Origin of the sequence: Aeromicrobium senzhongii (assembly GCF_014334735.1) — a bacterium.
In the GTDB taxonomy this organism is placed as follows: domain Bacteria; phylum Actinomycetota; class Actinomycetes; order Propionibacteriales; family Nocardioidaceae; genus Aeromicrobium; species Aeromicrobium senzhongii.
In genome coordinates this window covers 1,692,463-1,713,101 of sequence record NZ_CP060587.1, presented here as the reverse complement: position 1 = coordinate 1,713,101, position 20,639 = coordinate 1,692,463, and the positions used below count along the sequence as shown (strand labels likewise).

The following is a 20,639-nucleotide window of genomic DNA, read 5'->3' as shown; positions in this document are numbered from 1 at the left end:
TAGGCTCGCGTCATGCGCGCTTTCCTCGTCTGGATCCTGCCCGCCGCCGCTGCCTTCGCCGCGTGGTGGATCTTCCTCGGTACCGACTCCGACGACCAGTACACGGTCGGCCAGGTGGCCGGGCTCGTCGTCGTCCTGCTCGTCATCGCGGTGGCCGCCGGCTGGCTCGCGCGCACGATGGACCTGCTGCCCCTCGTGGTCTCGGCCGTGGTCGGGATCTCGGCGGGCTGCTGGTCCAGCTGGTCCGACGACGACAGCGGCATGTTCGCCATCGGCTGGCTGATGGTCACCGCCGGGGCGGCGATCGCCGCCACCGTGGTGATCGTGGGCTCGTGGGCGGTGCGTCGCCGGGTCGACGTCAAGGGCCGACCGGCTGCGTGACCGTGCGGATCGAGCAGCTCGAGCCTGACGACTGGCGCCGCTGGCGTGACGTGCGCTCGCGCGCCCTGGCCCTGGACCCCACGGCGTTCGCGTGCTCGGCCCACCGGCTCGGCCCTCGGACCCCGGAGGATCAGTGGCGCGAGCGCATCGCCTCGGCTGAGGGCATCTTCCTGGCCGTCGACGATGCCGGTGAGGACGTCGGGATGGTGGGGCTGTCGACGGCCGACGCCCCTGAGCTGATCTCGATGTGGGTCGCACCGCAGGCGCGCCGGCACGGGGTCGGCCACGCGCTGGTGGACGCCGTGGTCGCTCGCGCGGGCCGCCGGCCGCTGTCCCTGCGGGTGATGGCCGACAACGCCGCGGGGATCGCGTTCTACGCCGGCTGCGGGTTCGAGCTCGTCGGACGCGAGCCGGACGACGAGGGCACCCTCACGATGCGACGGGACGCGCCGTCAGCAGCCACCGCGTGGCCAGCGCCAACAGAACGGCCGCCCCGACCAGGTGCGCCGCGACCAGGACGATCGGCAGATCAGTGAAGTACTGCACGTAGCCGATGAGGCCCTGGGCCAGTCCGGCCACGAGCACCCACGCGCCGGCCTTGCGTGCACGACCCCGGGTGAGGACGATCGCGGCGACGGTCAGGATCAGGAAGAGCCACACGCTGATGGCGTGGATCCGGCTCCACCAGGCGGGGTCGAGCTCGTTGCGCGGCGCGCTGGCGTCACCGGCGTGCGGTCCGCTGCCGGTCACGATCGTGCCGATGTAGATCACGGCCAGCAGGACGACGTAGGCACCCTGGACGATCCACGCCGGGACGCGCCCGACGGTGCCTTCGTCCGGGCGCAGGGTGACCAGGAAGATCGTCGCGGCGACGACCAGCGCCATCGAGAGGATCAGGTGCAGCGACACGATCCACGGGTTCAGTTCGGTCAGCACGGTGATGCCGCCGATGACGCCCTGGAACGGGATCCCGATGGCGATGCCGAGCACGAGACGCAGCTGGTTGCGCGTGGCTCCGGTCCAGCGCCACGTTGCGAGCACGGTGCCGATCGCGATGACGATGAGCACGTAGGTCAGGGTGCGGTTGCCGAACTCGATGACACCGTGCCAGCCGAGCGCTCCGTGCGGCACGAACGACTCGTCCGTGCAGCGCGGCCACGTCGGGCAGCCCAGGCCGGAGCCGGTCAGCCGGACGAGGCCGCCGGTCAGGATGATCAGGGTGTTGGCGACGAGGTTGGCCCACGCCCACTTCTCGACCGTCGACTGCGACACCGTGCGTCGCGAGACTGTGTTCATTCCCATCGAAACCACCTTCCGGCGGCGGCCGCGGCCACGAGGGCCCACGCGGCGAGCACCACCACGACGAACGTACCGGGCGATCCGGTGGCGAAGGCGTCACGCAAGCCCTCGCCCAGTGCCCCGGACGGCAGCAGCCTCAGCGCTTCGGCCACGGCGTCCGGGTAGCGGTCGAGCGGCAGCAGGACACCGCCGCCGACCAGGAGGAGCACGTACACGAGGTTCGCCCCGGCCAGGGTCGCCTCGGCGCGCAGGGTGCCGGCCATGAGCAGGCCCAGGCCGCCGAAGGCGACGGTGGCCAGCAGGGCGAGCACGACCAGCCAGAGCCAGCCGGAGACGCCACCGGACGGACGCCAGCCCAGCGCGACGGCGAGTGCGCCGAGGACGACGAACTGGCCGAGCTGCAGGACGACGACCGCGGCGACCTTGCCGCCCAGGAGCCCGCTGCGCGACAGCGGCGTGGCGCCGAGGCGCTTGAGCACCCCGTAGCGGCGCTCGAAGGCCGTCGCGATGGCCAGCGAGGTGAAGGAGGTCGAGAGGATCGCGAGCGCCAGCACGCCGGGCGCGACGACGTCGATGGGGCGGTCCCCGCCGACGAGGCGCTCCGACCGCGAGCCGGCGACGAGCAGCAGGATCGGGATGACGAACGTCAACAGCAGCTGTTCGCCGTTGCGCAGGGTCAGCCGCAGCTCCATCGCGGTCTGCGCTGCCAGCCGGCGTCCGCGCGAGGCGGCGCCGGGGGCGGGGGAGAGGTCGAGTGAGGTCATCGCAGGTCCCGCCCGGTCAACTCGAGGAACCGGTCCTCGAGGGTCTGGTGTTCGACGAGGACCGAGTCGATCAGCACGCCGTGGGCGGCGCACCACCCGGTCACCCGGTGCAGCACGGACGGGTCCACCTCGGTGGTGAGCACGTAGAGGCCCGGCTCGGGCTCGGTCACCGTCGCTCCCGGCGGCAGCTCGGCGGCCAGCGAGGCACGGTCCAGGCTCGCGCGGGCGCGCAGCCGGATCGTGTTCTGGGCGCCGACGGCGACGAGCTCGTCCGGCGTGCCGGACGCGATGACCCGGCCGGCGTCGATGATGTGGACGTGGTCGGACAGCTCCTGGGCCTCGTCCATGTAGTGCGTCGTGAGGACGGTCGTGACCCCGTGGGAGCGCAGCTCGTCGACGAGGTCCCACGTCGCGCGGCGGGACTGCGGGTCGAGGCCCGCGGTGGGCTCGTCGAGGAAGACCAGCTCGGGCCGGCCGATGATCGCCATCGCCAGCGAGAGCCGCTGCTTCTGACCGCCGGACAGTCGTCGGTACGGCGTCCGGACGAACGACTCCATGCCCAGCCGCTCGACGAGGGGCTCGACCGGCAGGGGAGTGGCGTGGAGCGAGGCCATGTGGCGCAGCATCTCGCCGGCGCGAACGCCGAGCCAGGCGCCGCCGGACTGCAGCATGACCCCGACGCGGGGGCGCAGTGCCTCGGCGTCGGCGACGGGATCGAGTCCCAGTACGCGCACCGTGCCGGACTGGGGACGGCGGAAGCCCTCACACGTCTCGATGGTCGTGGTCTTGCCCGCACCGTTCGGTCCGAGGATCGCGGTGACCGTGCCGGGCTGGACCGTCAGATTCACTCCGTCGACCGCTCGGACGACCGCGTCGCCGCGGCCGTAGTGCATGACGAGGTCGCGAACCTCCACGGCGGGAACAGACGTCGTCGAGGGCACCAGAACATTCTAGTTGTGGCAGGTTGAAGCCATGGACCTGCCCGTGATGCCGCCGGTCGCGCCGATGCTCGCCAAGTCCGCCAAGCAGGTGCCTCGCGGCGACGAGTGGCTCTACGAGCCGAAGTGGGACGGCTTCCGGGCCCTGATCTTCCGCGACGGCGATGAGGTCGAGATCACCAGCCGCTCGACGAAGCCGTTGACCCGGTACTTCCCGGACGTCGTGGAGGCGGTCCGCGCGCACACGCCCGAGCGGTGCGTCCTCGACGGCGAGATCGTGATCGCGATGGACGGTCGGCTGAGCTTCGACGCACTGAGCAACCGCATCCACCCGGCCGCCTCGCGCGTGACGATGCTCAGCCGAGATACGCCCGCGTCCTTCGTGGCCTTCGACCTGCTCGCCCTCGGTGACCGGTCCTTCCTCGACGAGCCGTTGGCCGTCCGGCGGGCGGCGCTCGTCGACGCGCTCTCCGCGGCGACCGCGCCGATCCACGTCACCCGGGTCACCGAGGACCCCGACGAGGCGCAGCGCTGGTTCACGACCTTCGAGGGCGCCGGACTGGACGGCGTGATCGCGAAGCGCCTCGACGGCCCGTACGCGCCGAATGGGCGCACGATGGTGAAGGTCAAGCACGCCCGCACCGCCGACGTCATCGTGGCCGGCTACCGCCTCCACAAGAACTCCACGCCGGAGCGGCCGCTGCTCGGCTCCCTGCTGCTGGGCCTGCATGCCGACGACGGGCGCCTGCAGCACGTCGGGGTCGCGGCGTCGTTCACCGAGAGTCGGCGCGCCGAGCTGATCGAGGAGCTCGCGCCGCTGGAGGTGGCGCCGGGTGAGTCGCACCCCTGGGACCGGTGGCGCGACGACGAGGCGCAGGCGTCCGGACGGCTGCCGGGCGGGCAGAGCCGGTGGACCGGCACCAAGGACCTGTCGTTCGTGCCGCTGCGGCCCGAGCGTGTCGTCGAGGTCGCCTACGAGCACATGGAGGGCGAGGGCGACCAGGCACGCTTCCGCCACACCGCGCGGTTCCAGCGCTGGCGCCCCGACCGCGAGCCCGAGTCGTGCACGTACGCGCAGCTGGAGGAGGTCGCCCGCTACGACCTCGACAACGTCTTGCTCTAGTCGTTCCAGCGGCAGGTCGCCGTCCCGCCGGGGTAGGCCGCCGTGGCCTTGATGATGACGGACCCGTCCGCGTCGAGGATGCGGCACGTGGGGATGTCCCGGCCGTCGTTCGCCGTCGCGTCCAGGCGGACCCCACCGTCCACGGCGCCGATGTCGGTGCTCCAGCCCGGGTCGACCGCAGTCTCGGTGTACTCGTCGGTGCCGTCGGACCAGATCACGTCCACGCCCGTGCCGTCGCGTGAGTCGACCTCGAGCGTGTACCGGGCGGCGAAGTCGCCATCGCCACCGGACCAGTCGCCCAGGTCGATCCCCGGGTCCTCCGTCGGGACCAGCGACGACACGAGGAACAGCACCACGACGCCGATCGCGACGGCCGCGGCGACGACGACGCCGCGGTTCTTCGCGCCGACGGGGCCGAACTGGCGCGGTGGCGTCGACGGAGGCGGCGTCAGCTGGCCCAAGGGCACCCGCTCACCGTTCAACAGCATGTATCCGTCAGGGAGCCGCTCGCGCGATCCGCGCGAGGGCCGGGGCGTGGCTCGCGTGGTGGACCCGGTGGGCTCGACCCGCTCGGTCCAGGCCTGACCGTTCCAGAACCGCTGGCCTCCGCTGCCGGCCGGATCGTCGTACCAGCCCGCAGGCGCCTTCTGGTTCACGCGTTGAGGATACGGCCGGGACCGGGGCGGCCGGGCAGGCTCTCGGGAAACTGATGGTGGCGGTGTGATCTGCGTTACATCTAGGGTGTGGGCACCCCCCATGTCGCCCATGGACAGGACCCACGCTGATGGCCTCATTCCTCCCGCTGCGCAGGAAGGCCTCCGCGGCCGTCCTGGCGTTGGCGCTGCCCGCCCTCGCCGCGGCCAGCATCGTTCCCGTCGCCTCCGCCGCGCCTCCGGGCCCGGCCGCGGTGTCCCTCGAGCGCCTCCCGGACGAGGTGCCGTCCGTCGTGTCGATCACGGTGCCCGGCACGGCCGAGCTCGACCGGCTCGTCGCGACGGGTGTCGATCTCGATCATGGCGTGGAACAGCGTCCGGGCGGTCTCGAGGTGCGCGCGATCATCACGGGGAACGAGGCCAAGGCGTTGCGCACAGCGGGCTTCGAGACCGGAGAGACCCTCTACACGCAGCAGGACACCGACGCGGCGCTCGACCAGCGGGACGCGACGATCCGCGCCGCGAAGGCCGCCAACGCGGCCTTCGTGGACGAGGCGACGCATCCCGACGTCTCCGACGTGAAGATCACCCGGGCCGAGTACTACACCGTGTTCGGCACGCCCGTGCTGTCGGTGGAGGCGAAGTGGGCGAACGGGCAGGACGCCAACACGGCGCTGACGGTGGAGCGCGACAGCGGTCCCGGTACGGCGTTCGGCAGCGGCGGGACCCAGACGATCAACCGCTTCGTCGACGCGAACGTCTACCTCTACCACCGCGGCGCCAGCCCCACGACGGGCGAGCAGGCGCTGACGAGCCGCCCGGACCGGATCAGGATCACCAGCCCCGGCGGGGACGTCGCGATCGCCAAGGTGACGGACTGGCTGCCCACCGGCGACGAACCCGACCCGTTCAAGGGCGACGGCTACCAGCAGGACTTCATCACGTCCTACCTCGATCCGACGCAGCTCTACGACCGCATCCACCAGTTGGCGACCGACTACCCGCAGCTGGCCGAGATCGTCGAGCTGCCCAACAAGACCAACGGCTACCGTCGCCTGGCCCAGGCGGTCGTTCCGGCCGGGACGACGTCGGCGGACGACCCGCGTCGGGTGGCGTTCGACTCGAAGCAGCTGGGGCACGAGGGAGGCAACGGGATCACGGTGCGCGTCGTGCACCCGACCGCAGCGGACCAGGCCCTGAGCGTGACGGTCGCGGACCGCGCGATCACCATCTCCTCGGCCACCGACGGCACGGGCATCGCCACGAGCACGGCCTCGGAGGTCGCGGCCGCCGTCGCGGCGAGCCCCGAGGCGAGCGCGCTCGTCTCGGCCTCCACCTACCGCGGCAACGCGGGGACCGGTGTCGTCCCGGCGACGCGGGAGACGACGCTGAGCGACAACCTCAAGGCGCCCGAGTACGTCTCGCGCAACCCGCACGAGGTCTACGCCATCAAGATCGGCAAGGTTCGCGACGGCTCCAAGCCGGGCGTCTTCTTCTACGCGCAGGAGCACGCGCGTGAGTGGGTCCCGCCGTTGGTGACGCTCGAGACCGCCGAGCGGCTCCTGCGCAACTACGCGACGCACGCGCCGACGCGCGAGCTCGTGGACAACCTGGAGATCTGGGTGCTCCCGTCGGTCAACCCCGACGGCGGCCACTACTCGTTCTACGACTACAACTCGCAGCGCAAGAACATGACGCGTCACTGCGCCGACGGCGGCGCCACCGACGCGAACGGCCGCGACCAGTGGGGAGTGGACGTCAACCGCAACTACGACGAGTACAGCTTCTTCGACGGCTACTCGGGCGCGAACGACGTGTGCACGAGCGGCACCTTCGCGGGTCCGGCCGAGCTGAGCGAGCCCGAGTCCCAGAACGTCGACTGGGTCGCCGCGCGCCCGAATATGAAGTGGTCGATGAACGTCCACAGCTCGGGCAACTACTTCATGTGGTCGCCGGCGGCCTACAAGGTCCCCGGCCGCGAGACCGCGCCCGAGCCGACGCTGGCCGAGGAGTCGCTGTTCCAGGGCTCGTCCTCGCGGATCCTGACCGCCATCAAGCGCCATCGTGGCCTGTCGGTGACCCCGGCGCGCACCGGTCGCGTGGTGGACACCCTCTACTCGGCGGCGGGCAACTCCGGCGACATGCTCTGGTACAAGTACGGGATCTACGCGTGGGACTTCGAGGTCGGCTCGACCTTCCAGCCGCCGTTCGAGGCGACGGACCCGAAGGGACCGGGTGCCCACCAGGAGGCCATGGAGTTCTCCAACGGCCTCATCGAGATGCTGCGCATCGCCCGGGACCACGACACCGACACGGTGTCGCCCGCCAGCGAGGTGAAGGTCACCGCGAGCGCCGCCGAGGGCAAGGTGAACGTCGAGTTCACGACGAACGAGCCGGCGAGCATCTTCTACACGACCGACGGCACGGTCCCGAACCTGCACTCGACGATGTACGCGGCCGCCGGTCTGCGTGAGGGTGGCGAGCGCCTCAAGGTCGACGAGGGCGCCGAGATCCGGTGGATCGCCGTCGACAGCCGGGGCAACGTCGAGCGGAACTTCGTCCCGGGGCGCGAGGGCAACTACCGCACGTGGATCGCCCGAGTCGGGTACGAGGCGCCGCTGCCGGCCACGTCGACGTCGCTGACGCTCGATCGGTACACGATCGGTGCCGGGAAGACCGGCGTCACCGCCTCCATCAAGGTGGCCGCCACCGGTGCGGGTGACCAGCCCGACCCCGAGGGCGTCGTCACGGTGTTCGTGGACGACGAGGCCGTCGGCTCGGCCGATCTGCGCGCTGACGGCACGGCGGAGATCGCCCTCCCGGCGATCCCCTCGGCCGGTCAGCGCCTGGTCACCGCGCAGTTCGGCGGCAGCGCCGAGCTCGCAGGGAGCACCTCGCAGCCCGTGGCGCTGAAGGTGCAGGCCTCCCCGGGCGTGCCGAGTGCAGTCGTCGACCTCATGGTGTCTCCGACGAGCGTCGTCGCCGGTCAGAAGCGTGCCAAGGCGTCCGTCACGGTCACGGTCGACCGCGACGGTGATGTCACGGCGGGCGAAGGCGTGGTCGACGTGTTCGTCGACGGCAAGCGACTCCGCACGGCCACGCTCGACCGCAACGGTCGCGCGTCGGTCGCGCTGGGCGCGTTCGCCACGACAGGCGCACGCCTCGTCACGGCGACCTACCGAGGCGCCGGCGGCGTCCCCGCCAGCTCGGCGGGCCCGATCGTCCTGCGGGTCACCAAGGCCACGGCCAAGGTGGCGCTCAAGGTCACGCCGAAGAAGGTCAGGACGACGACCCGCGCCCGGGTCACGGTCAGGGTCAAGGCCCCGGCGGGCGTGAACGCCCGCGGCAAGGCCCTCGTGCGGGTCGGCTCGCGCTCGTACGTGATCGCGATCAATGCGAAGGGCAAGGGCTCGGTCAAGCTGCCCCGTCTGAGTCGGGGCACGAAGCGGGTGACGGTCTCCTACCTGGGCAACGCCCACCTGAAGGCCGCCACGAAGAAGGGGAAGATCACGGTCCGCCGCTGATCGTCCCGCCGCCGGGCCGCCCCGCCGATCACTCGGCGGGGCGGTCGCGATGGCCTCCACTCGTGCGACGATGAGTCCCGCGCCTCGCGCGAGGTCGCGCACCGGGGGGAGGGCGGCATGGATCAGGACTTCCACCGGCTGCTGATCGACATGGCGGCCGAGGTCCACGAGGCGCCGGAGCAGGCAGTCCGGCACATCACCGAGTACGCCCGTACCGCCGTCAAGGGCGAGGACTCCGGCATCATGCTCGCCAAGGCCAAGGGCCGCGTCGAGACGTTCGCCGGCACCTCGGCGCCGGTCGAGATCGCCCATGACCTGCAGGCCGAGCTGGACGAGGGCCCGTGCCTCGATGCGATCCGCACCGGGGCCAGCTCCTACTTGGTCGTGAAGCTGCCGGACGCCCGATGGCCGCGCTGGTCCCTGCGGGCGCGAGACCTGGGATACCGCTCCACCATCAGCGCGCGGATGGAGGCGGCAGGACGGCGGTTCGGCTCCCTGAACGTCTACGACACTCGCGAGGTGGCGTTCACCCGCGCCGACCTCGAGGTGCTGGAGCTGCTCGCCTCGCATGCGGCGGTGGCCTACGCCAACGCCGAGACGAACGTCAACCTGCGGGTCGCGCTGGACAGTCGCAACGTCATCGGGCAGGCCCAGGGCGTGCTGATGCAGGTGTACGACCTGGACGCCGAGACGGCCTTCGCCTACCTGCGGCGGATCTCCCAGACCGAGAACGTGCGGCTGATCGAGGTGGCCCAGGAGCTGTTGCGCACCCGCTCGCTGACGGGCCACCCGGGTCTCCGCCCGGAGTCCGCCGGGCCCTAGCCGTCCTGCTTCTTGCGCGATGGCTGGACGCGCCGGGGCTCGCCGGGCATCTTCGGGTAGTCCGGCGGATAGGGCATCTCGCCCAGGCCGTTCTCCTCGTCGCGGTCGTACCAGTCGAGCAGGGTCTGCAACGAGTGCTGGACGTCGTCGATCTCGCGCCACGGGTCCGGACGCTGCTCGAGCAGCGCCGGAACGGTCGTGAGGTTGAAGTCGCGCGGGTCCTCCACGGCGAACAGCTCGTCCCACGTCATCGGCGTCGAGACCGGGGCGCCCGGCTTCGGCCGCAGGCTGTACGCGCTCGCGATCGTGCGGTCCCGGGCGTTCTGGTTGAAGTCGACGAAGATCGACTCGCCGCGCTCCTCCTTCCACCAGGCGGTGGTCACGCCGTCGTCGCGGCGCTCGAGCTCGCGGCCGAAGGCCAGGGCCGCGTGGCGCACGTCCGTGAAGGTCCACCGCGGCTCGATCCGGGCGAAGATGTGCACCCCACGATTGCCGCTCGTCTTGACGAAGCCCCGGATGTCGATCTCCTCCAACAGCTCCTTGGCGGCCTTGGCCACGCGCTGGGCGTCGGTGAAGTCGGTGCCCGGCTGGGGATCGAGGTCGATGCGGATCTCGTCGGGATGGTCGACGTCGGCGCGCCGCACGGGCCACGGGTGGAAGGTGACCGTGCCCATGTGCGCCGCCCATGCGGCCACCGCGATCTCGGTGGGACAGATCTCGTCGGCCCGCCGTCCCGAGGGGAAGTGGATACGCACCGTCTCGAGGTACGGGGGAGCGCCCTTGGGCACCCGCTTCTGGTAGAACGCATCCCCGTGGCTGTCGGCCCGGGTCGCCATGACCATGTCCTCACGGACGCCCTTGGGCCACCGCTCGAGCGTCGTCGGACGCTCGCGCAGTGCGCGCATGAGCCCGTCCTGGACGGCGACGAAGTACTCGACGACCTCGAGTTTGGTGATGTCCGGCGTGCGGTCGGTCTTCTCGTAGATGACCCGGTCCGGGCTCGAGACGCGCACGGCGCGCCCGCCGGCCTCGACCTCGACTGCTGATGCCCCCATGGCCCGACCCTAAGGGTCAGTCGACCTTGGTGACGATCGATTGGACTTTGAGCACCGGAACGTCGGTGCTGGCGGTGGTGGTCGGCGTGAGGAGATCCTGGGCGCCGCCGATCTCAGCACGACACTCCGGCTGGGGGCTTGGCGGTGTCGACGATCAGCCACGCGTCGTCGGCTCGCTCGAGGCGATGGCTGCTGGCGTACCAGCCCTGGGGCTCGGGCTCGGCGATCTGGACGTCAGCCTCGGCACCCCACTCGTCCTCCTGTACACACACCGTGGCGATCGCCGTGTCACCGTCGACCTCGGCGGTGAAGTCACGCAACTGGGGCTGGCCCACCCGGCGGAAGCCCATCTCGTCGAACTGCCGGTACTGCTGGCTCTGGGGCTCGATCATCCGGCGGCTCAGGATCCCGGAGAAGTCGGCGGTGTCGTAGCGACCCGAAGACTCCACGCGTACCCGCTCGGCCCAGAACGCCTCGAGGACGGTGACGACCTCATTCTCGGTCACGGCGGTCGGTGCGGTGGTGGGCGCCGGCGTCTCGGAGTCGCCCTCCTCGGTGCCGCACCCGCTCATGAGGAGCGTGGTCGCCAGTGCCAGGGAGCCGGCCGCGGTGCGCATCCTCGGAGTCAGCATGGTCGTGAGCGTAGTGATGTGACGCGCTTCAGCGCGTCCTGTTTCGGGGACAGTCCTCGATGAGGCCCGGCTCACTGAGGGCAGCCTTCGTTGAACGGGCGGAATCAATAACGCAACAATGGTGTTGTGAAATACGTGAACGCGGATCAAGAGGTGTCGCACGTCGACGACCTCTCGACGCGCGATCGCGTGGCCGAGAGCATCCTCGAGAACGGCCCGAGCACTGCCACGAGCCTGGCCAGCCGCCTCGGGCTCACGCCCGCGGCCGTGCGCCGCCACCTCGAGCACCTCGTCGAGCAGGGTCTCGTCGAGTCGCACGAGGAGCGCATCCGCGGACAGCGCCGCCGCGGCCGTCCGGCCCGGGTCTTCGCCCTGACCGCCGCCGGTCGCGACACGTTCGCCCACTCCTACGACGACCTCGCCGCCGAGGCGCTGCGCTTCCTGCGCGCCACCGGTGGCGACACGGCCGTCATGGACTTCGCCCGGCACCGGCTCGCCGACTTCCGCAGCCGCTACGAGCGACTGCTGTCCGGCGTGCCGATCGAGGAGCAGGCGTCGGTGCTGGCCCAGGCCCTCACCGCCGACGGCTTCGCCGCCTCGGCCAGCTCGACCCCGCTGGGCGAGCAGATCTGCCAGCACCACTGCCCGGTGGCCCACGTCGCCGAGGAGTTCCCCCAATTGTGCGAGGCCGAGACCGAGGTCTTCGCGGACCTGCTGGGCTCCCATGTCCAGCGACTCGCCACCATCGCCCACGGTGACGGCGTGTGCACCACGCACCTGCCGCGCGCCGCCCAGACCACCAGCACTGTGTCCCACCACGAAGGGGAGTCGCCATGACGACCACGAACGACACGACCTCGATCGAAGACCTGAACCCGGGTCTGAAGGATGTCGGAAACTACGAGTTCGGTTGGCACGACGCCGACATCGCCGGAGCCAGCGCGCAGCGCGGCCTCAGCGAGGCCGTCGTGCGCGACATCTCGGCCAAGAAGAACGAGCCCCAGTGGATGCTCGACCTGCGCCTGAAGGGCCTCAAGCTCTTCAACCGCAAGCCGATGCCGACGTGGGGCGCCGATCTGGACCAGATCGACTTCGACAACATCAAGTACTTCGTCCGGTCGACCGAGAAGCAGGCGACCACGTGGGACGAGCTCCCCGAGGACATCAAGAACACCTACGACCGCCTCGGCATCCCCGAGGCCGAGAAGCAGCGCCTGGTCTCCGGCGTCGCGGCCCAGTACGAGTCCGAGGTCGTCTACCACCAGATCCGTGAGGACCTGGAGCAGCAGGGCGTCATCTTCCTCGACACCGACACCGCGCTGAAGGAGCACCCCGAGCTCTTCGAGGAGTACTTCGGCACCGTGATCCCCGTCGGCGACAACAAGTTCGCCGCGCTCAACACGTCCGTGTGGTCCGGCGGCTCGTTCATCTACGTGCCCAAGGGCGTCCACGTCGACATCCCGCTGCAGGCCTACTTCCGGATCAACACCGAGAACATGGGTCAGTTCGAGCGCACGCTGATCATCGCCGACGAGGATTCCTACATCCACTACGTCGAGGGCTGCACGGCGCCGATCTACAAGACCGACTCGCTGCACTCCGCGGTCGTCGAGATCATCGTGAAGAAGGGCGCCCGCGTCCGCTACACGACGATCCAGAACTGGTCGAACAACGTGTACAACCTGGTCACCAAGCGCGCCACCTGCGAGGCCGGCGCCACCATGGAGTGGGTCGACGGCAACATCGGCTCCAAGGTCACCATGAAGTACCCGGCCGTCTACCTGATGGGCGAGCAGGCGCGCGGCGAGACGCTGTCGATCGCCTTCGCCGGCGAGGGCCAGTACCAGGACACCGGCGCCAAGATGGTGCACGTCGCACCGAACACGTCGAGCTCGATCCTGAGCAAGTCCGTCGCCCGTGGCGGCGGCCGCACGTCCTACCGCGGCCTGTTGCAGGTCAACGAGGGCGCCTACGGCTCGGCCAGCACCGTCAAGTGCGACGCCCTGCTGGTCGACCAGATCAGCCGCTCCGACACGTACCCGTACGTCGACGTCCGCGAGGACGACGTGACCCTCGGCCACGAGGCGACCGTCTCCAAGATCAACGACGACCAGCTCTTCTACTTCATGCAGCGCGGCATGGAGGAGGACGAGGCCATGGCGATGATCGTCCGCGGTTTCGTCGAGCCCATCGCTCGTGAGCTGCCCATGGAGTACGCGCTGGAGCTGAACCGACTCATCGAGCTGCAAATGGAGGGTGCTGTCGGATGACCACCATCGAACACACCGATCAGATGGCCGCCGCGTTGGAGCTGGACCACGTCCAGAGCCACCTGCATCCCGAGCCGTCCTACGACGTCGAGGCCCACCCCAAGCCGACCGGCCTGGAGGAGATCTGGCGCTTCACGCCGCTCAAGCGGCTGCGCGGACTGCTCGACGGCGACCCGTCGGACGCGCACCTGGAGTGGAAGGACGAGCTTCCCGCCGGCGCGACGCTGACCACGATCACCACCGACGAGGCCAAGGCGATCGGCGGCATCGCGCCGCTGGACCGGCTGTCCGCGTTGGCCGTGCAGAACGCCGGAGGGGCCACGCTGCTGTCGATCGACGGCGAGCTCGACGCCCCCGCGCGCATCACGCTCAGCGGCACCTCGACCGAGCGGACCGTGTGGGGCCACATCGTGGTCAAGGTCGCGCCCTTCTCGAAGGCCACGATCACCTTCGACCACGTCGGCTCGGCCACCTACGCCTCGACCGTCACGTACGTCGTCGGCGACGGTGCCCAGCTGGACGTCATCAACCTGGCCGACTGGGACGACGATGCCGTCCACGCCGTGCAGAACGGCATCAGCGTCGGCCGTGACGCGGCGGTCCGCTTCTTCGAGTTCACGCTCGGTGGCGACCTCGTCCGCTCGTCCACGAACGTCGACTACCGGGGCACCGGTGGCAGCGTGGACCTGCTCGGCGTGTACTTCGCCGACGCCGGCCAGCACCTCGAGCACCGTCAGTTCGTCGACCACACGGCGCCCAAGACCCGCAGCAACGTCGAGTACAAGGGCGCGCTGCAGGGTCAGGACGCGCACACCGTGTGGATCGGCAACGTCCTGATCCGCAAGATCGCCGAGGGCATCGAGACGTTCGAGCAGAACGACAACCTCGTCCTGACCGACGGTGCCCGCGCCGACTCGGTGCCGAACCTCGAGATCGAGACCGGCGACATCGCCGGCGCGGGGCACGCCTCGACGACGGGTCGTTTCGACGACCAGCACCTGTTCTACCTGCAGAGCCGCGGCATCGACCCGAGCGAGGCCAAGCGCCTCGTGATCCACGGCTTCTTCAACGACATCATCCGCCGCGTCGGCGTCCAGGACCTGCAGGATCGCCTGTTGGCCGCCATCGAGGAGGAGCTGTCCACCGTGGTCGGCACTCCCGGGGCGGTGGGTGCATGACCTTCCAGGAGGTCGCGAAGCTCGCTGACGTCCCCGAGGGCGCCGCCCTCGGGATCGAGTTCGAGGGCCATGACCTGGCACTCGTGCGCGACGGCGACACCGTCTACTGCATTCAGGACTGGTGCTCGCACGCCGAGATCCCGCTGTCCGACGGCGACGTCGAGGGCTGTGAGATCGAGTGCTTCCTGCACGGGTCGCGCTTCGACCTGCGCACCGGCAAGGCGCTGGGCCTCCCGGCCACCGAACCGGTTCCCGTCTACCAGACCAAGATCGAGGGAGAGACCGTGTGGGTCGACCTCCCCAACCAAGGAGAAAACGTATGAGCACCCTGGAGATCAAGAACCTCCACGTGTCCGTCGACACCGAGGACGGCGCCAAGGAGATCCTCCGCGGCGTCGATCTGACCATCAACTCCGGCGAGGTCCACGCCATCATGGGCCCGAACGGCTCCGGCAAGTCGACCCTCGCGTACTCGATCGCCGGACACCCCAAGTACACGGTCACCGACGGCGAGGTCCTCCTCGACGGCGAGAACATCCTCGAGATGAGCGTCGACGAGCGCGCCCGCGCCGGCCTGTTCCTGGCGATGCAGTACCCCGTCGAGGTTCCCGGCGTCTCGGTCGCGAACTTCCTGCGCACCGCCAAGACCGCCATCGACGGCGAGGCCCCCAAGCTGCGCACGTGGGTCAAGGACGTCAACGCGGCGCTCGAGCGCATGACGCTCGACCCGACCTTCGCCCAGCGCTCGGTGAACGAGGGCTTCTCCGGTGGCGAGAAGAAGCGCCACGAGATCGCCCAGCTCGAGCTGCTGAACCCGAAGTTCGCGATCCTCGACGAGACCGACTCCGGCCTGGACATCGACGCCCTGCGCGTCGTCTCCGACGGCGTCAACCGCTACTCGGCGCAGGGTGACCGCGGCGTGCTGCTGATCACGCACTACACGCGCATCCTGAACTACATCAACCCCGACTTCGTTCACGTCTTCGTCGCCGGCCGTCTGGCCGAGACCGGCGGCCGTGAGCTGGCCGAGGAGCTCGAGGTCTCGGGTTACGACAAGTTCCTCAAGGCGGCTCTCTGATCATGGCCGGCTTCGACGTCGAGGCGATCCGCAAGGACTTCCCCATCTTGTCCAGGACGATGGCGGGGGACCGCCCTCTGGTGTACCTGGACAGCGCCAACACGTCGCAGAAGCCGCGTCAGGTCGTCGAGGCGATCGAGCGTCACTACCTCGAGCACAACGCCAACGTCGCCCGCGCGATGCACCAGCTCGGCGCGGAGGCCAGTGAGGCCTTCGAGTCGGGCCGCGACAAGGTGGCGGGGTTCATCAACGCGCCCCGCCGCGAGGAGGTCGTGTTCACCAAGAACGCCTCTGAGGCGCTCAACCTGGTGGCGCGCGTCCTGGGTGACGGCGGGCGCGTCGGCGCGGGGGACGAGGTCGTGGTGACCCAGATGGAGCACCACTCCAACCTCGTGCCGTGGCAGCTGCTGACGCAGCGCACCGGCGCCGACCTGCGCTGGTACGGCGTGACGCCCGAGGGTCGTCTCGACCTCGACTCGCACACGCTGACCGAGCGCACCAAGGTCGTTGCGGTGACGTGGGTGTCGAACATGCTCGGCACGATCAACCCCGTGGCCGAGATCGTCCGTCGCGCCCGCGAGGTCGGTGCGCTCGTCGTGATCGACGCGTCGCAGGCCGTGCCGCAGCTGCCGGTCGACGTCGCCGCCCTGGGCGCCGACTTCGTCGCGTTCACCGGACACAAGATGGTCGGCCCGACCGGCATCGGTGTCCTGTGGGGCCGCTACGACCTGCTCGCCGAGCTGCCGCCGTTCCTCGGGGGCGGCGAGATGATCGAGACGGTGTCGATGGAGCGCACGACGTTCGCCGCGCCGCCGCACCGGTTCGAGGCGGGCACGCCGCCGATCGCGCAGTCCGTCGGGCTGGGCGCGGCGGTCGACTACCTGACCGGTCTGGGCATGGAGAACGTCGCGGCGCACGAGCAGCAGATCACCGCGTACGCACTGAGCGCGATGAACGAGTTGCCGGGCGTCACGATCGTCGGCCCCAAGGAGCCGGTCGATCGCGGGGGAGCGATCAGCTTCACCGTCGACGGGGTGCACCCCCACGACGTCGCGCAGCTGCTCGATTCGCAGGGCGTCGCCGTTCGCGCGGGTCACCACTGTGCCAAGCCGTTGCACCAGCACTTCGGCGTCCAGTCCACGACGCGTGCGTCGTTCTACCTGTACACGACCGAGGCCGAGATCGACGCGCTCGTCGCGGGGATCCGCCACACCCAGTCGTACTTCGGAGCGTGAGATGAACGCGTCAAACGTCGATGCGATGTACCAGGAGATCATCCTGGACCACTACAAGCGCCCGCACGGGGCCGGACTTCGCGACCCCTACGAGGCCGAGGTCCACCACGTGAACCCCACGTGCGGTGACGAGATCACCCTGCGCGTGCACCTGGAGGGGGAGCAGGTGGCGGACGTCTCGTACGACGCCGTCGGCTGCTCCATCAGCCAGGCGTCCGCCTCGGTGCTGAACGACCTGGTCGTCGGAAAGACCGTCGGCGATGCATTGACCACACTCGATGCCTTCCAGGAGCTCATGCAGGGCCGCGGTCAGGTCGAACCTGACGAGGACGTGCTCGAGGACGGCATCGCCTTCGCGGGCGTCGCGCAGTTCCCGGCGCGCGTGAAGTGCGCCCTGCTGTCCTGGATGGCCTGGAAGGACGCCGTCGCCCAAGCTTCGGCCAAGGAGGATTCATGACCACTGACCACAGCGATCTGCCCGACGTCACCGTGCAGCCCGGCGCCACGAGCGACGAGGACATCTGGGAGGCGATGAAGGACGTCGTCGACCCCGAGCTCGGCATCAACGTCGTCGACCTGGGCCTCGTCTACGGCGTCCACACCGACGAGCACAGCAACACGATCCTCCAGATGACCCTCACGTCGGCGGCCTGCCCGCTGACCGACGTCATCGAGGACCAGACCCGCGCTGCCCTCGACGGCCTGGTGAACGACTTCCGGATCGAGTGGGTCTGGATGCCGCCGTGGGGCCCGGACAAGATCACCGACGACGGCCGCGAGATGCTGCGCGCCCTCGGCTTCAACATCGGCTGAGTCGCCCCGCGACCCGCCACCGTCACCCCAATCTCCACTTTTGGAAACGGATCCACGTTACTGAGCGATCAGAACGTGGATCCGTTTCCAAAAGTGCGCAGTGAGGACGATTTCGCGCCGCGGGGGATGGCTCCGTAGACTGGCTCGGTGGACATGATCCGGCTGGAGTGACGCGCGAGCCTCTGCTCGACCCCTGCGTCCTCGCCCGTCCACCCTCACGAAGGCTCTTCCATGATCACCGCTTCCCACGTGGAGCTGCGCTTCGGCGCGCGCGTCCTGATGTCAGACGTCTCCTTCCAGGTCGCCCGTGGCGACAAGATCGGTCTCGTCGGGCGCAACGGCGCCGGCAAGACCACGCTGACCAAGATGCTCGCCGGTGCCGGCGGCGAGCCCGCCGAGGGCAGCATCACCCGCACCGGCACGGTCGGCTACCTGCCGCAGGACCCGCGCGTCGGCGACCCCAGCGTCACCGCCCGCGACCGCATCCTGGCCGCCCGTGGCCTCGACGAGGCGCTGCGCCGGATGCGTCAGGCCGAGAAGGACATGGCGTCCGAGGACGGCGCCGTGGCCGAGGACGCGATGCGTCGCTACTCGCGCGCCGACGCCGAGTTCGGTGCCGGTGGCGGCTATGCGGCCGAGTCCGAGGCGGCCACGATCGCGCTGGCGCTCGGTCTGCCCGAGCGCGTGCTCGAGCAGCCGCTCAGCACGCTGTCCGGTGGTCAGCGCCGCCGCATCGAGCTGGCCCGCATCCTGTTCTCGGACGCCGACATCCTGCTGTTGGACGAGCCGACCAACCACCTCGACGCCGACTCGATCGTGTGGTTGCGCAACTTCCTCAAGAACTTCTCCGGCGGCTTCGTGGTCATCAGCCACGACGTCGACCTGGTCGAGGAGACGGTCAACAAGGTCTTCTACCTCGACGCCAACCGCGGCCAGATCGACATCTACAACATGGGCTGGCGCCCGTACCTCAAGCAGCGCGAGGCCGACGAGGCCCGTCGCAAGCGCGAGCGCGCCACGGCCATGAAGCAGGCCGAGCGACTCATCGACCAGGGCAACCGCATGCGCGCCAAGGCGTCCAAGGCCACGGCCGCGCAGCAGATGCTCAAGCGCGCCGAGAAGATGATGGCCGGACTCGAGGACGTGCGCGTCGTCGACAAGGTCGCCAAGATCGCGTTCCCCAAGCCGGCGCCCTGCGGCAAGACGCCGCTCATGGCCACGGGCCTGTCGAAGTCCTACGGCTCGCTGGAGATCTTCACCGACGTCGACCTGGCGATCGACCGGGGCAGCCGTGTCGTCATCCTCGGACTCAACGGCGCGGGCAAGACCACGCTGCTGCGCCTGCTGGGCGGGGTCGACCAGTCCGACACCGGCGAGATCATCCCGGGGCACGGGCTCAAGATCGGCTACTACGCCCAGGAGCACGAGACGCTCGACACCTCACGCTCGGTGCTGGAGAACATGCAGAGCGCCGCGCCGCACCTGACCGACACCGAGGCGCGCAGCGTCCTGGGCTCGTTCCTGTTCACCGGCGACGACACGGCCAAGCCGGCCGGCGTGCTGTCCGGTGGCGAGAAGACCCGACTGGCCCTGGCCAGCCTCATCGTGTCCTCGGCCAACGTGCTGCTGCTGGACGAGCCGACCAACAACCTCGACCCCGCGTCACGCGAGGAGGTGCTGGCGGCGATCCGCTCCTACGAGGGCGCGATCGTGCTGGTGACCCACGACGAGGGCGCCGTGCACGCGCTGGAGCCCGATCGGGTGCTGCTGCTGCCCGATGGCGAGGAGGACCTCTGGTCCGACTCCTACGCCGACCTGGTCAGCTTGGCCTGACGCTGGTTGCGGACCTCGTCGCGAGCGAACCAGACGTACCCCAGCAGGGCGAGGCCCATGAAGAAGTACCACTGGAGCGCGTAGAACAGGTGCGGTCCGGTGCCGAGGTCAGGATCCTCGGGCGCCTTCAGCCCGTCCTGCTTCGGCTCGGTCATCTCGATGTAGCCCGGCAGCGGCTCACTGCCGAGGAACTTCGTCCAGCGGGCGCTGTTGACGGCGCGGACCTGGCCGTCGCGCGGGGTGGTGGCGGCCGTGTCGGCGGTGCTGGCCGGCTGCAGCCAGCCGGTGATCGTGATGGGACCCGTCGGGGCCGCGGGGACGTCCTCGGGGGCCTCGCCGTTGCGCGGGCCCTGGATCCAGCCACGGTCGACCAGCACGACCCGGCCGTCGGTGAGCCGTAGGGGAGTGATGACCTGGACGCCCGGCTGGCTGTCGCGGTGGGCGAATCGCACCGTGACCTCGTGCGCGGAGTCGAACGTTCCGGTCGCGGAGACCGTGCGGTACTCGAGGTCGGGGTCCCAGCCGTCGGCCAGCACGTCGGAGACGGGGGCGGGCTTGGCCTCGAGGTTGGCCTCGACGACCGCGTTGTCGGCCTTGCGCTGCTCCCAGCGGTCGTACTGCCAGCCGCCGAGGACGTAACACGTGACCGCCATCGCCACGACGAAGATCGCGAGCCCGATCCAGCGCGGGCTCAGGAGGAAGCGCAACACCTAGCCGTCCAGTTCCTTGCGGTCCACGCCGAACGGGGACGGACCGTCGCCCGGATTGCGGATGGCGGAGTTGCCGATCACGACGGCGATGTACGGCAGGACGACCGCGCCGAGGAGCAGGACCCATCGGATCCAGTGGTCGACGGCCACGAAGGCCAGGAAGCACGCCACGCGGATCGCCATCGAGATGAGGTAGTTGCGCTCGCGATGGTCGACCTCGGCGCTGTGGGGCGCGCGCGCACTCGTGATCGAGTGGACCTCTTCGGAGTCGCCGCGTGCCATGTGACCACTCTACGCCGTGGCTCCTGCCCGCCAGCCGCCCGGCGGTGGG

General features: G+C 69.9%; 22 protein-coding genes. 14 read left to right on the top strand and 8 right to left on the bottom strand.

Annotation, left to right across the window (positions count from 1 at the left end):
* Positions 1 to 12: 12 nt before the first annotated feature.
* Together H9L21_RS08590 and H9L21_RS08585 are read left to right on the top strand one after the other, a co-directional pair.
* Complete coding sequence (locus tag H9L21_RS08590) at positions 13 to 381, top strand: hypothetical protein (RefSeq protein WP_187411374.1); 369 nt, start codon at positions 13 to 15, stop codon at positions 379 to 381.
* Positions 378 to 917: a GNAT family N-acetyltransferase gene (locus tag H9L21_RS08585; protein WP_187411373.1), complete on the top strand. Its 540-nt coding sequence runs from the start codon at positions 378 to 380 to the stop codon at positions 915 to 917. The genes H9L21_RS08590 and H9L21_RS08585 overlap by 4 nt, the downstream gene beginning before the upstream one ends.
* Here H9L21_RS08585 and H9L21_RS08580 read toward each other — a convergent pair.
* The 3 genes from H9L21_RS08580 to H9L21_RS08570 are packed head-to-tail and all read right to left on the bottom strand — an operon-like array spanning position 811 to position 3,385.
* On the bottom strand, positions 811 to 1,683 hold the full coding sequence (locus tag H9L21_RS08580) for a COX15/CtaA family protein (RefSeq protein ID WP_230081282.1): 873 nt from the start codon (positions 1,681 to 1,683) through the stop codon (positions 811 to 813). The two genes, H9L21_RS08585 and H9L21_RS08580, sit on opposite strands and share 107 nt — an antisense overlap.
* On the bottom strand, positions 1,674 to 2,444 hold the full coding sequence (locus H9L21_RS08575; protein ID WP_154594873.1) for an ABC transporter permease: 771 nt from the start codon (positions 2,442 to 2,444) through the stop codon (positions 1,674 to 1,676). Before H9L21_RS08575 ends, H9L21_RS08580 begins: the two co-directional genes overlap by 10 nt.
* Positions 2,441 to 3,385 carry an ABC transporter ATP-binding protein gene (locus tag H9L21_RS08570; protein ID WP_255467015.1) on the bottom strand — a complete coding sequence of 315 codons (945 nt, stop codon included), beginning with the start codon at positions 3,383 to 3,385 and terminating at the stop codon, positions 2,441 to 2,443. The genes H9L21_RS08575 and H9L21_RS08570 overlap by 4 nt, the downstream gene beginning before the upstream one ends.
* A 31-nt stretch (positions 3,386 to 3,416) precedes the next feature.
* On the opposite strand from H9L21_RS08570, the gene H9L21_RS08565 reads away from it, so the two are divergent.
* Positions 3,417 to 4,505, top strand: coding sequence for an ATP-dependent DNA ligase (locus H9L21_RS08565; RefSeq protein ID WP_154594874.1), 1,089 nt, complete (start codon positions 3,417 to 3,419; stop codon positions 4,503 to 4,505).
* Here the strand turns inward: H9L21_RS08565 and H9L21_RS08560 are convergent.
* Positions 4,502 to 5,161: a DUF2510 domain-containing protein gene (locus H9L21_RS08560; RefSeq protein ID WP_187411372.1), complete on the bottom strand. Its 660-nt coding sequence runs from the start codon at positions 5,159 to 5,161 to the stop codon at positions 4,502 to 4,504. The genes H9L21_RS08565 and H9L21_RS08560 overlap by 4 nt on opposite strands.
* A gap of 128 nt (positions 5,162 to 5,289) precedes the next feature.
* On the opposite strand from H9L21_RS08560, the gene H9L21_RS08555 reads away from it, so the two are divergent.
* Both H9L21_RS08555 and H9L21_RS08550 read left to right on the top strand, forming a co-directional pair.
* Positions 5,290 to 8,682: a M14 family zinc carboxypeptidase gene (locus H9L21_RS08555; RefSeq protein WP_154594876.1), complete on the top strand. Its 3,393-nt coding sequence runs from the start codon at positions 5,290 to 5,292 to the stop codon at positions 8,680 to 8,682.
* Between the two features lie 117 nt (positions 8,683 to 8,799).
* A complete protein-coding gene (locus tag H9L21_RS08550; RefSeq protein WP_154594877.1) occupies positions 8,800 to 9,504 on the top strand; it encodes a GAF and ANTAR domain-containing protein in 705 nt (234 codons plus the stop codon).
* Here the strand turns inward: H9L21_RS08550 and H9L21_RS08545 are convergent.
* Both H9L21_RS08545 and H9L21_RS08540 read right to left on the bottom strand, forming a co-directional pair.
* Complete coding sequence (locus H9L21_RS08545; protein WP_154594878.1) at positions 9,501 to 10,559, bottom strand: DNA polymerase domain-containing protein; 1,059 nt, start codon at positions 10,557 to 10,559, stop codon at positions 9,501 to 9,503. The two genes, H9L21_RS08550 and H9L21_RS08545, sit on opposite strands and share 4 nt — an antisense overlap.
* Positions 10,560 to 10,672: 113 nt before the next feature.
* The gene (locus H9L21_RS08540) at positions 10,673 to 11,191 is read right to left on the bottom strand and encodes a hypothetical protein (RefSeq protein ID WP_154594879.1); all 519 of its coding nucleotides are present in this window, start codon (positions 11,189 to 11,191) and stop codon (positions 10,673 to 10,675) included.
* Positions 11,192 to 11,317: 126 nt separating this feature from the next.
* Here H9L21_RS08540 and H9L21_RS08535 point away from each other — a divergent pair, with 126 nt between their 5' ends.
* The 9 genes from H9L21_RS08535 to H9L21_RS08495 all read left to right on the top strand — a co-directional run bounded on the left by H9L21_RS08535 (position 11,318) and on the right by H9L21_RS08495 (position 19,598).
* A complete protein-coding gene (locus tag H9L21_RS08535) occupies positions 11,318 to 12,028 on the top strand; it encodes a helix-turn-helix transcriptional regulator (protein ID WP_187411371.1) in 711 nt (236 codons plus the stop codon).
* Positions 12,025 to 13,461, top strand: a complete 1,437-nt coding sequence (gene sufB / locus H9L21_RS08530; protein ID WP_154594880.1) for a Fe-S cluster assembly protein SufB — start codon at positions 12,025 to 12,027, stop codon at positions 13,459 to 13,461. Before H9L21_RS08535 ends, sufB begins: the two co-directional genes overlap by 4 nt.
* Complete coding sequence (gene sufD / locus H9L21_RS08525; RefSeq protein WP_154594881.1) at positions 13,458 to 14,639, top strand: Fe-S cluster assembly protein SufD; 1,182 nt, start codon at positions 13,458 to 13,460, stop codon at positions 14,637 to 14,639. The genes sufB and sufD overlap by 4 nt, the downstream gene beginning before the upstream one ends.
* On the top strand, positions 14,636 to 14,962 hold the full coding sequence (locus H9L21_RS08520) for a Rieske (2Fe-2S) protein (protein WP_154594882.1): 327 nt from the start codon (positions 14,636 to 14,638) through the stop codon (positions 14,960 to 14,962). The genes sufD and H9L21_RS08520 overlap by 4 nt, the downstream gene beginning before the upstream one ends.
* On the top strand, positions 14,959 to 15,717 hold the full coding sequence (gene sufC / locus H9L21_RS08515) for a Fe-S cluster assembly ATPase SufC (RefSeq protein ID WP_154594883.1): 759 nt from the start codon (positions 14,959 to 14,961) through the stop codon (positions 15,715 to 15,717). Before H9L21_RS08520 ends, sufC begins: the two co-directional genes overlap by 4 nt.
* A 2-nt stretch (positions 15,718 to 15,719) precedes the next feature.
* Positions 15,720 to 16,952 (top strand): cysteine desulfurase, encoded by a 1,233-nt coding sequence (locus H9L21_RS08510; RefSeq protein WP_154594884.1) that lies wholly within the window; start codon positions 15,720 to 15,722, stop codon positions 16,950 to 16,952.
* A gap of 1 nt (position 16,953) precedes the next feature.
* Positions 16,954 to 17,409, top strand: a complete 456-nt coding sequence (sufU, locus tag H9L21_RS08505) for a Fe-S cluster assembly sulfur transfer protein SufU (RefSeq protein WP_154594885.1) — start codon at positions 16,954 to 16,956, stop codon at positions 17,407 to 17,409.
* The gene (locus H9L21_RS08500; RefSeq protein ID WP_146827855.1) at positions 17,406 to 17,765 is read left to right on the top strand and encodes a metal-sulfur cluster assembly factor; all 360 of its coding nucleotides are present in this window, start codon (positions 17,406 to 17,408) and stop codon (positions 17,763 to 17,765) included. The genes sufU and H9L21_RS08500 overlap by 4 nt, the downstream gene beginning before the upstream one ends.
* Positions 17,766 to 17,996: 231 nt before the next feature.
* Entirely contained in the window at positions 17,997 to 19,598 is a 1,602-nt protein-coding gene (locus tag H9L21_RS08495; RefSeq protein WP_154594886.1) for an ABC-F family ATP-binding cassette domain-containing protein, read from the top strand.
* Here H9L21_RS08495 and H9L21_RS08490 read toward each other — a convergent pair.
* Both H9L21_RS08490 and H9L21_RS08485 read right to left on the bottom strand, forming a co-directional pair.
* Complete coding sequence (locus H9L21_RS08490) at positions 19,571 to 20,308, bottom strand: SURF1 family cytochrome oxidase biogenesis protein (RefSeq protein WP_154594887.1); 738 nt, start codon at positions 20,306 to 20,308, stop codon at positions 19,571 to 19,573. The two genes, H9L21_RS08495 and H9L21_RS08490, sit on opposite strands and share 28 nt — an antisense overlap.
* Positions 20,309 to 20,590 carry a DUF3099 domain-containing protein gene (locus tag H9L21_RS08485; RefSeq protein ID WP_154594888.1) on the bottom strand — a complete coding sequence of 94 codons (282 nt, stop codon included), beginning with the start codon at positions 20,588 to 20,590 and terminating at the stop codon, positions 20,309 to 20,311.
* Positions 20,591 to 20,639 lie beyond the last annotated feature (49 nt).

Excerpts from the sequence above, each read along its gene's own strand:
- H9L21_RS08590 (WP_187411374.1), top strand. The coding sequence starts at position 13 with ATGCGCGCTTTCCTCGTCTGGATCCTGCCCGCCGCCGCTGCCTTCGCC.
- H9L21_RS08580 (WP_230081282.1), bottom strand. The coding sequence starts at position 1,683 with ATGGGAATGAACACAGTCTCGCGACGCACGGTGTCGCAGTCGACGGTC.
- H9L21_RS08575 (WP_154594873.1), bottom strand. The coding sequence starts at position 2,444 with ATGACCTCACTCGACCTCTCCCCCGCCCCCGGCGCCGCCTCGCGCGGA.
- H9L21_RS08565 (WP_154594874.1), top strand. The coding sequence starts at position 3,417 with ATGGACCTGCCCGTGATGCCGCCGGTCGCGCCGATGCTCGCCAAGTCC.
- H9L21_RS08555 (WP_154594876.1), top strand. The coding sequence starts at position 5,290 with ATGGCCTCATTCCTCCCGCTGCGCAGGAAGGCCTCCGCGGCCGTCCTG.
- H9L21_RS08550 (WP_154594877.1), top strand. The coding sequence starts at position 8,800 with ATGGATCAGGACTTCCACCGGCTGCTGATCGACATGGCGGCCGAGGTC.
- H9L21_RS08545 (WP_154594878.1), bottom strand. The coding sequence starts at position 10,559 with ATGGGGGCATCAGCAGTCGAGGTCGAGGCCGGCGGGCGCGCCGTGCGC.
- H9L21_RS08540 (WP_154594879.1), bottom strand. The coding sequence starts at position 11,191 with ATGCTGACTCCGAGGATGCGCACCGCGGCCGGCTCCCTGGCACTGGCG.
- sufB (WP_154594880.1), top strand. The coding sequence starts at position 12,025 with ATGACGACCACGAACGACACGACCTCGATCGAAGACCTGAACCCGGGT.
- sufD (WP_154594881.1), top strand. The coding sequence starts at position 13,458 with ATGACCACCATCGAACACACCGATCAGATGGCCGCCGCGTTGGAGCTG.
- H9L21_RS08520 (WP_154594882.1), top strand. The coding sequence starts at position 14,636 with ATGACCTTCCAGGAGGTCGCGAAGCTCGCTGACGTCCCCGAGGGCGCC.
- sufC (WP_154594883.1), top strand. The coding sequence starts at position 14,959 with ATGAGCACCCTGGAGATCAAGAACCTCCACGTGTCCGTCGACACCGAG.
- H9L21_RS08510 (WP_154594884.1), top strand. The coding sequence starts at position 15,720 with ATGGCCGGCTTCGACGTCGAGGCGATCCGCAAGGACTTCCCCATCTTG.
- sufU (WP_154594885.1), top strand. The coding sequence starts at position 16,954 with ATGAACGCGTCAAACGTCGATGCGATGTACCAGGAGATCATCCTGGAC.
- H9L21_RS08500 (WP_146827855.1), top strand. The coding sequence starts at position 17,406 with ATGACCACTGACCACAGCGATCTGCCCGACGTCACCGTGCAGCCCGGC.
- H9L21_RS08495 (WP_154594886.1), top strand. The coding sequence starts at position 17,997 with ATGATCACCGCTTCCCACGTGGAGCTGCGCTTCGGCGCGCGCGTCCTG.
- H9L21_RS08485 (WP_154594888.1), bottom strand. The coding sequence starts at position 20,590 with ATGGCACGCGGCGACTCCGAAGAGGTCCACTCGATCACGAGTGCGCGC.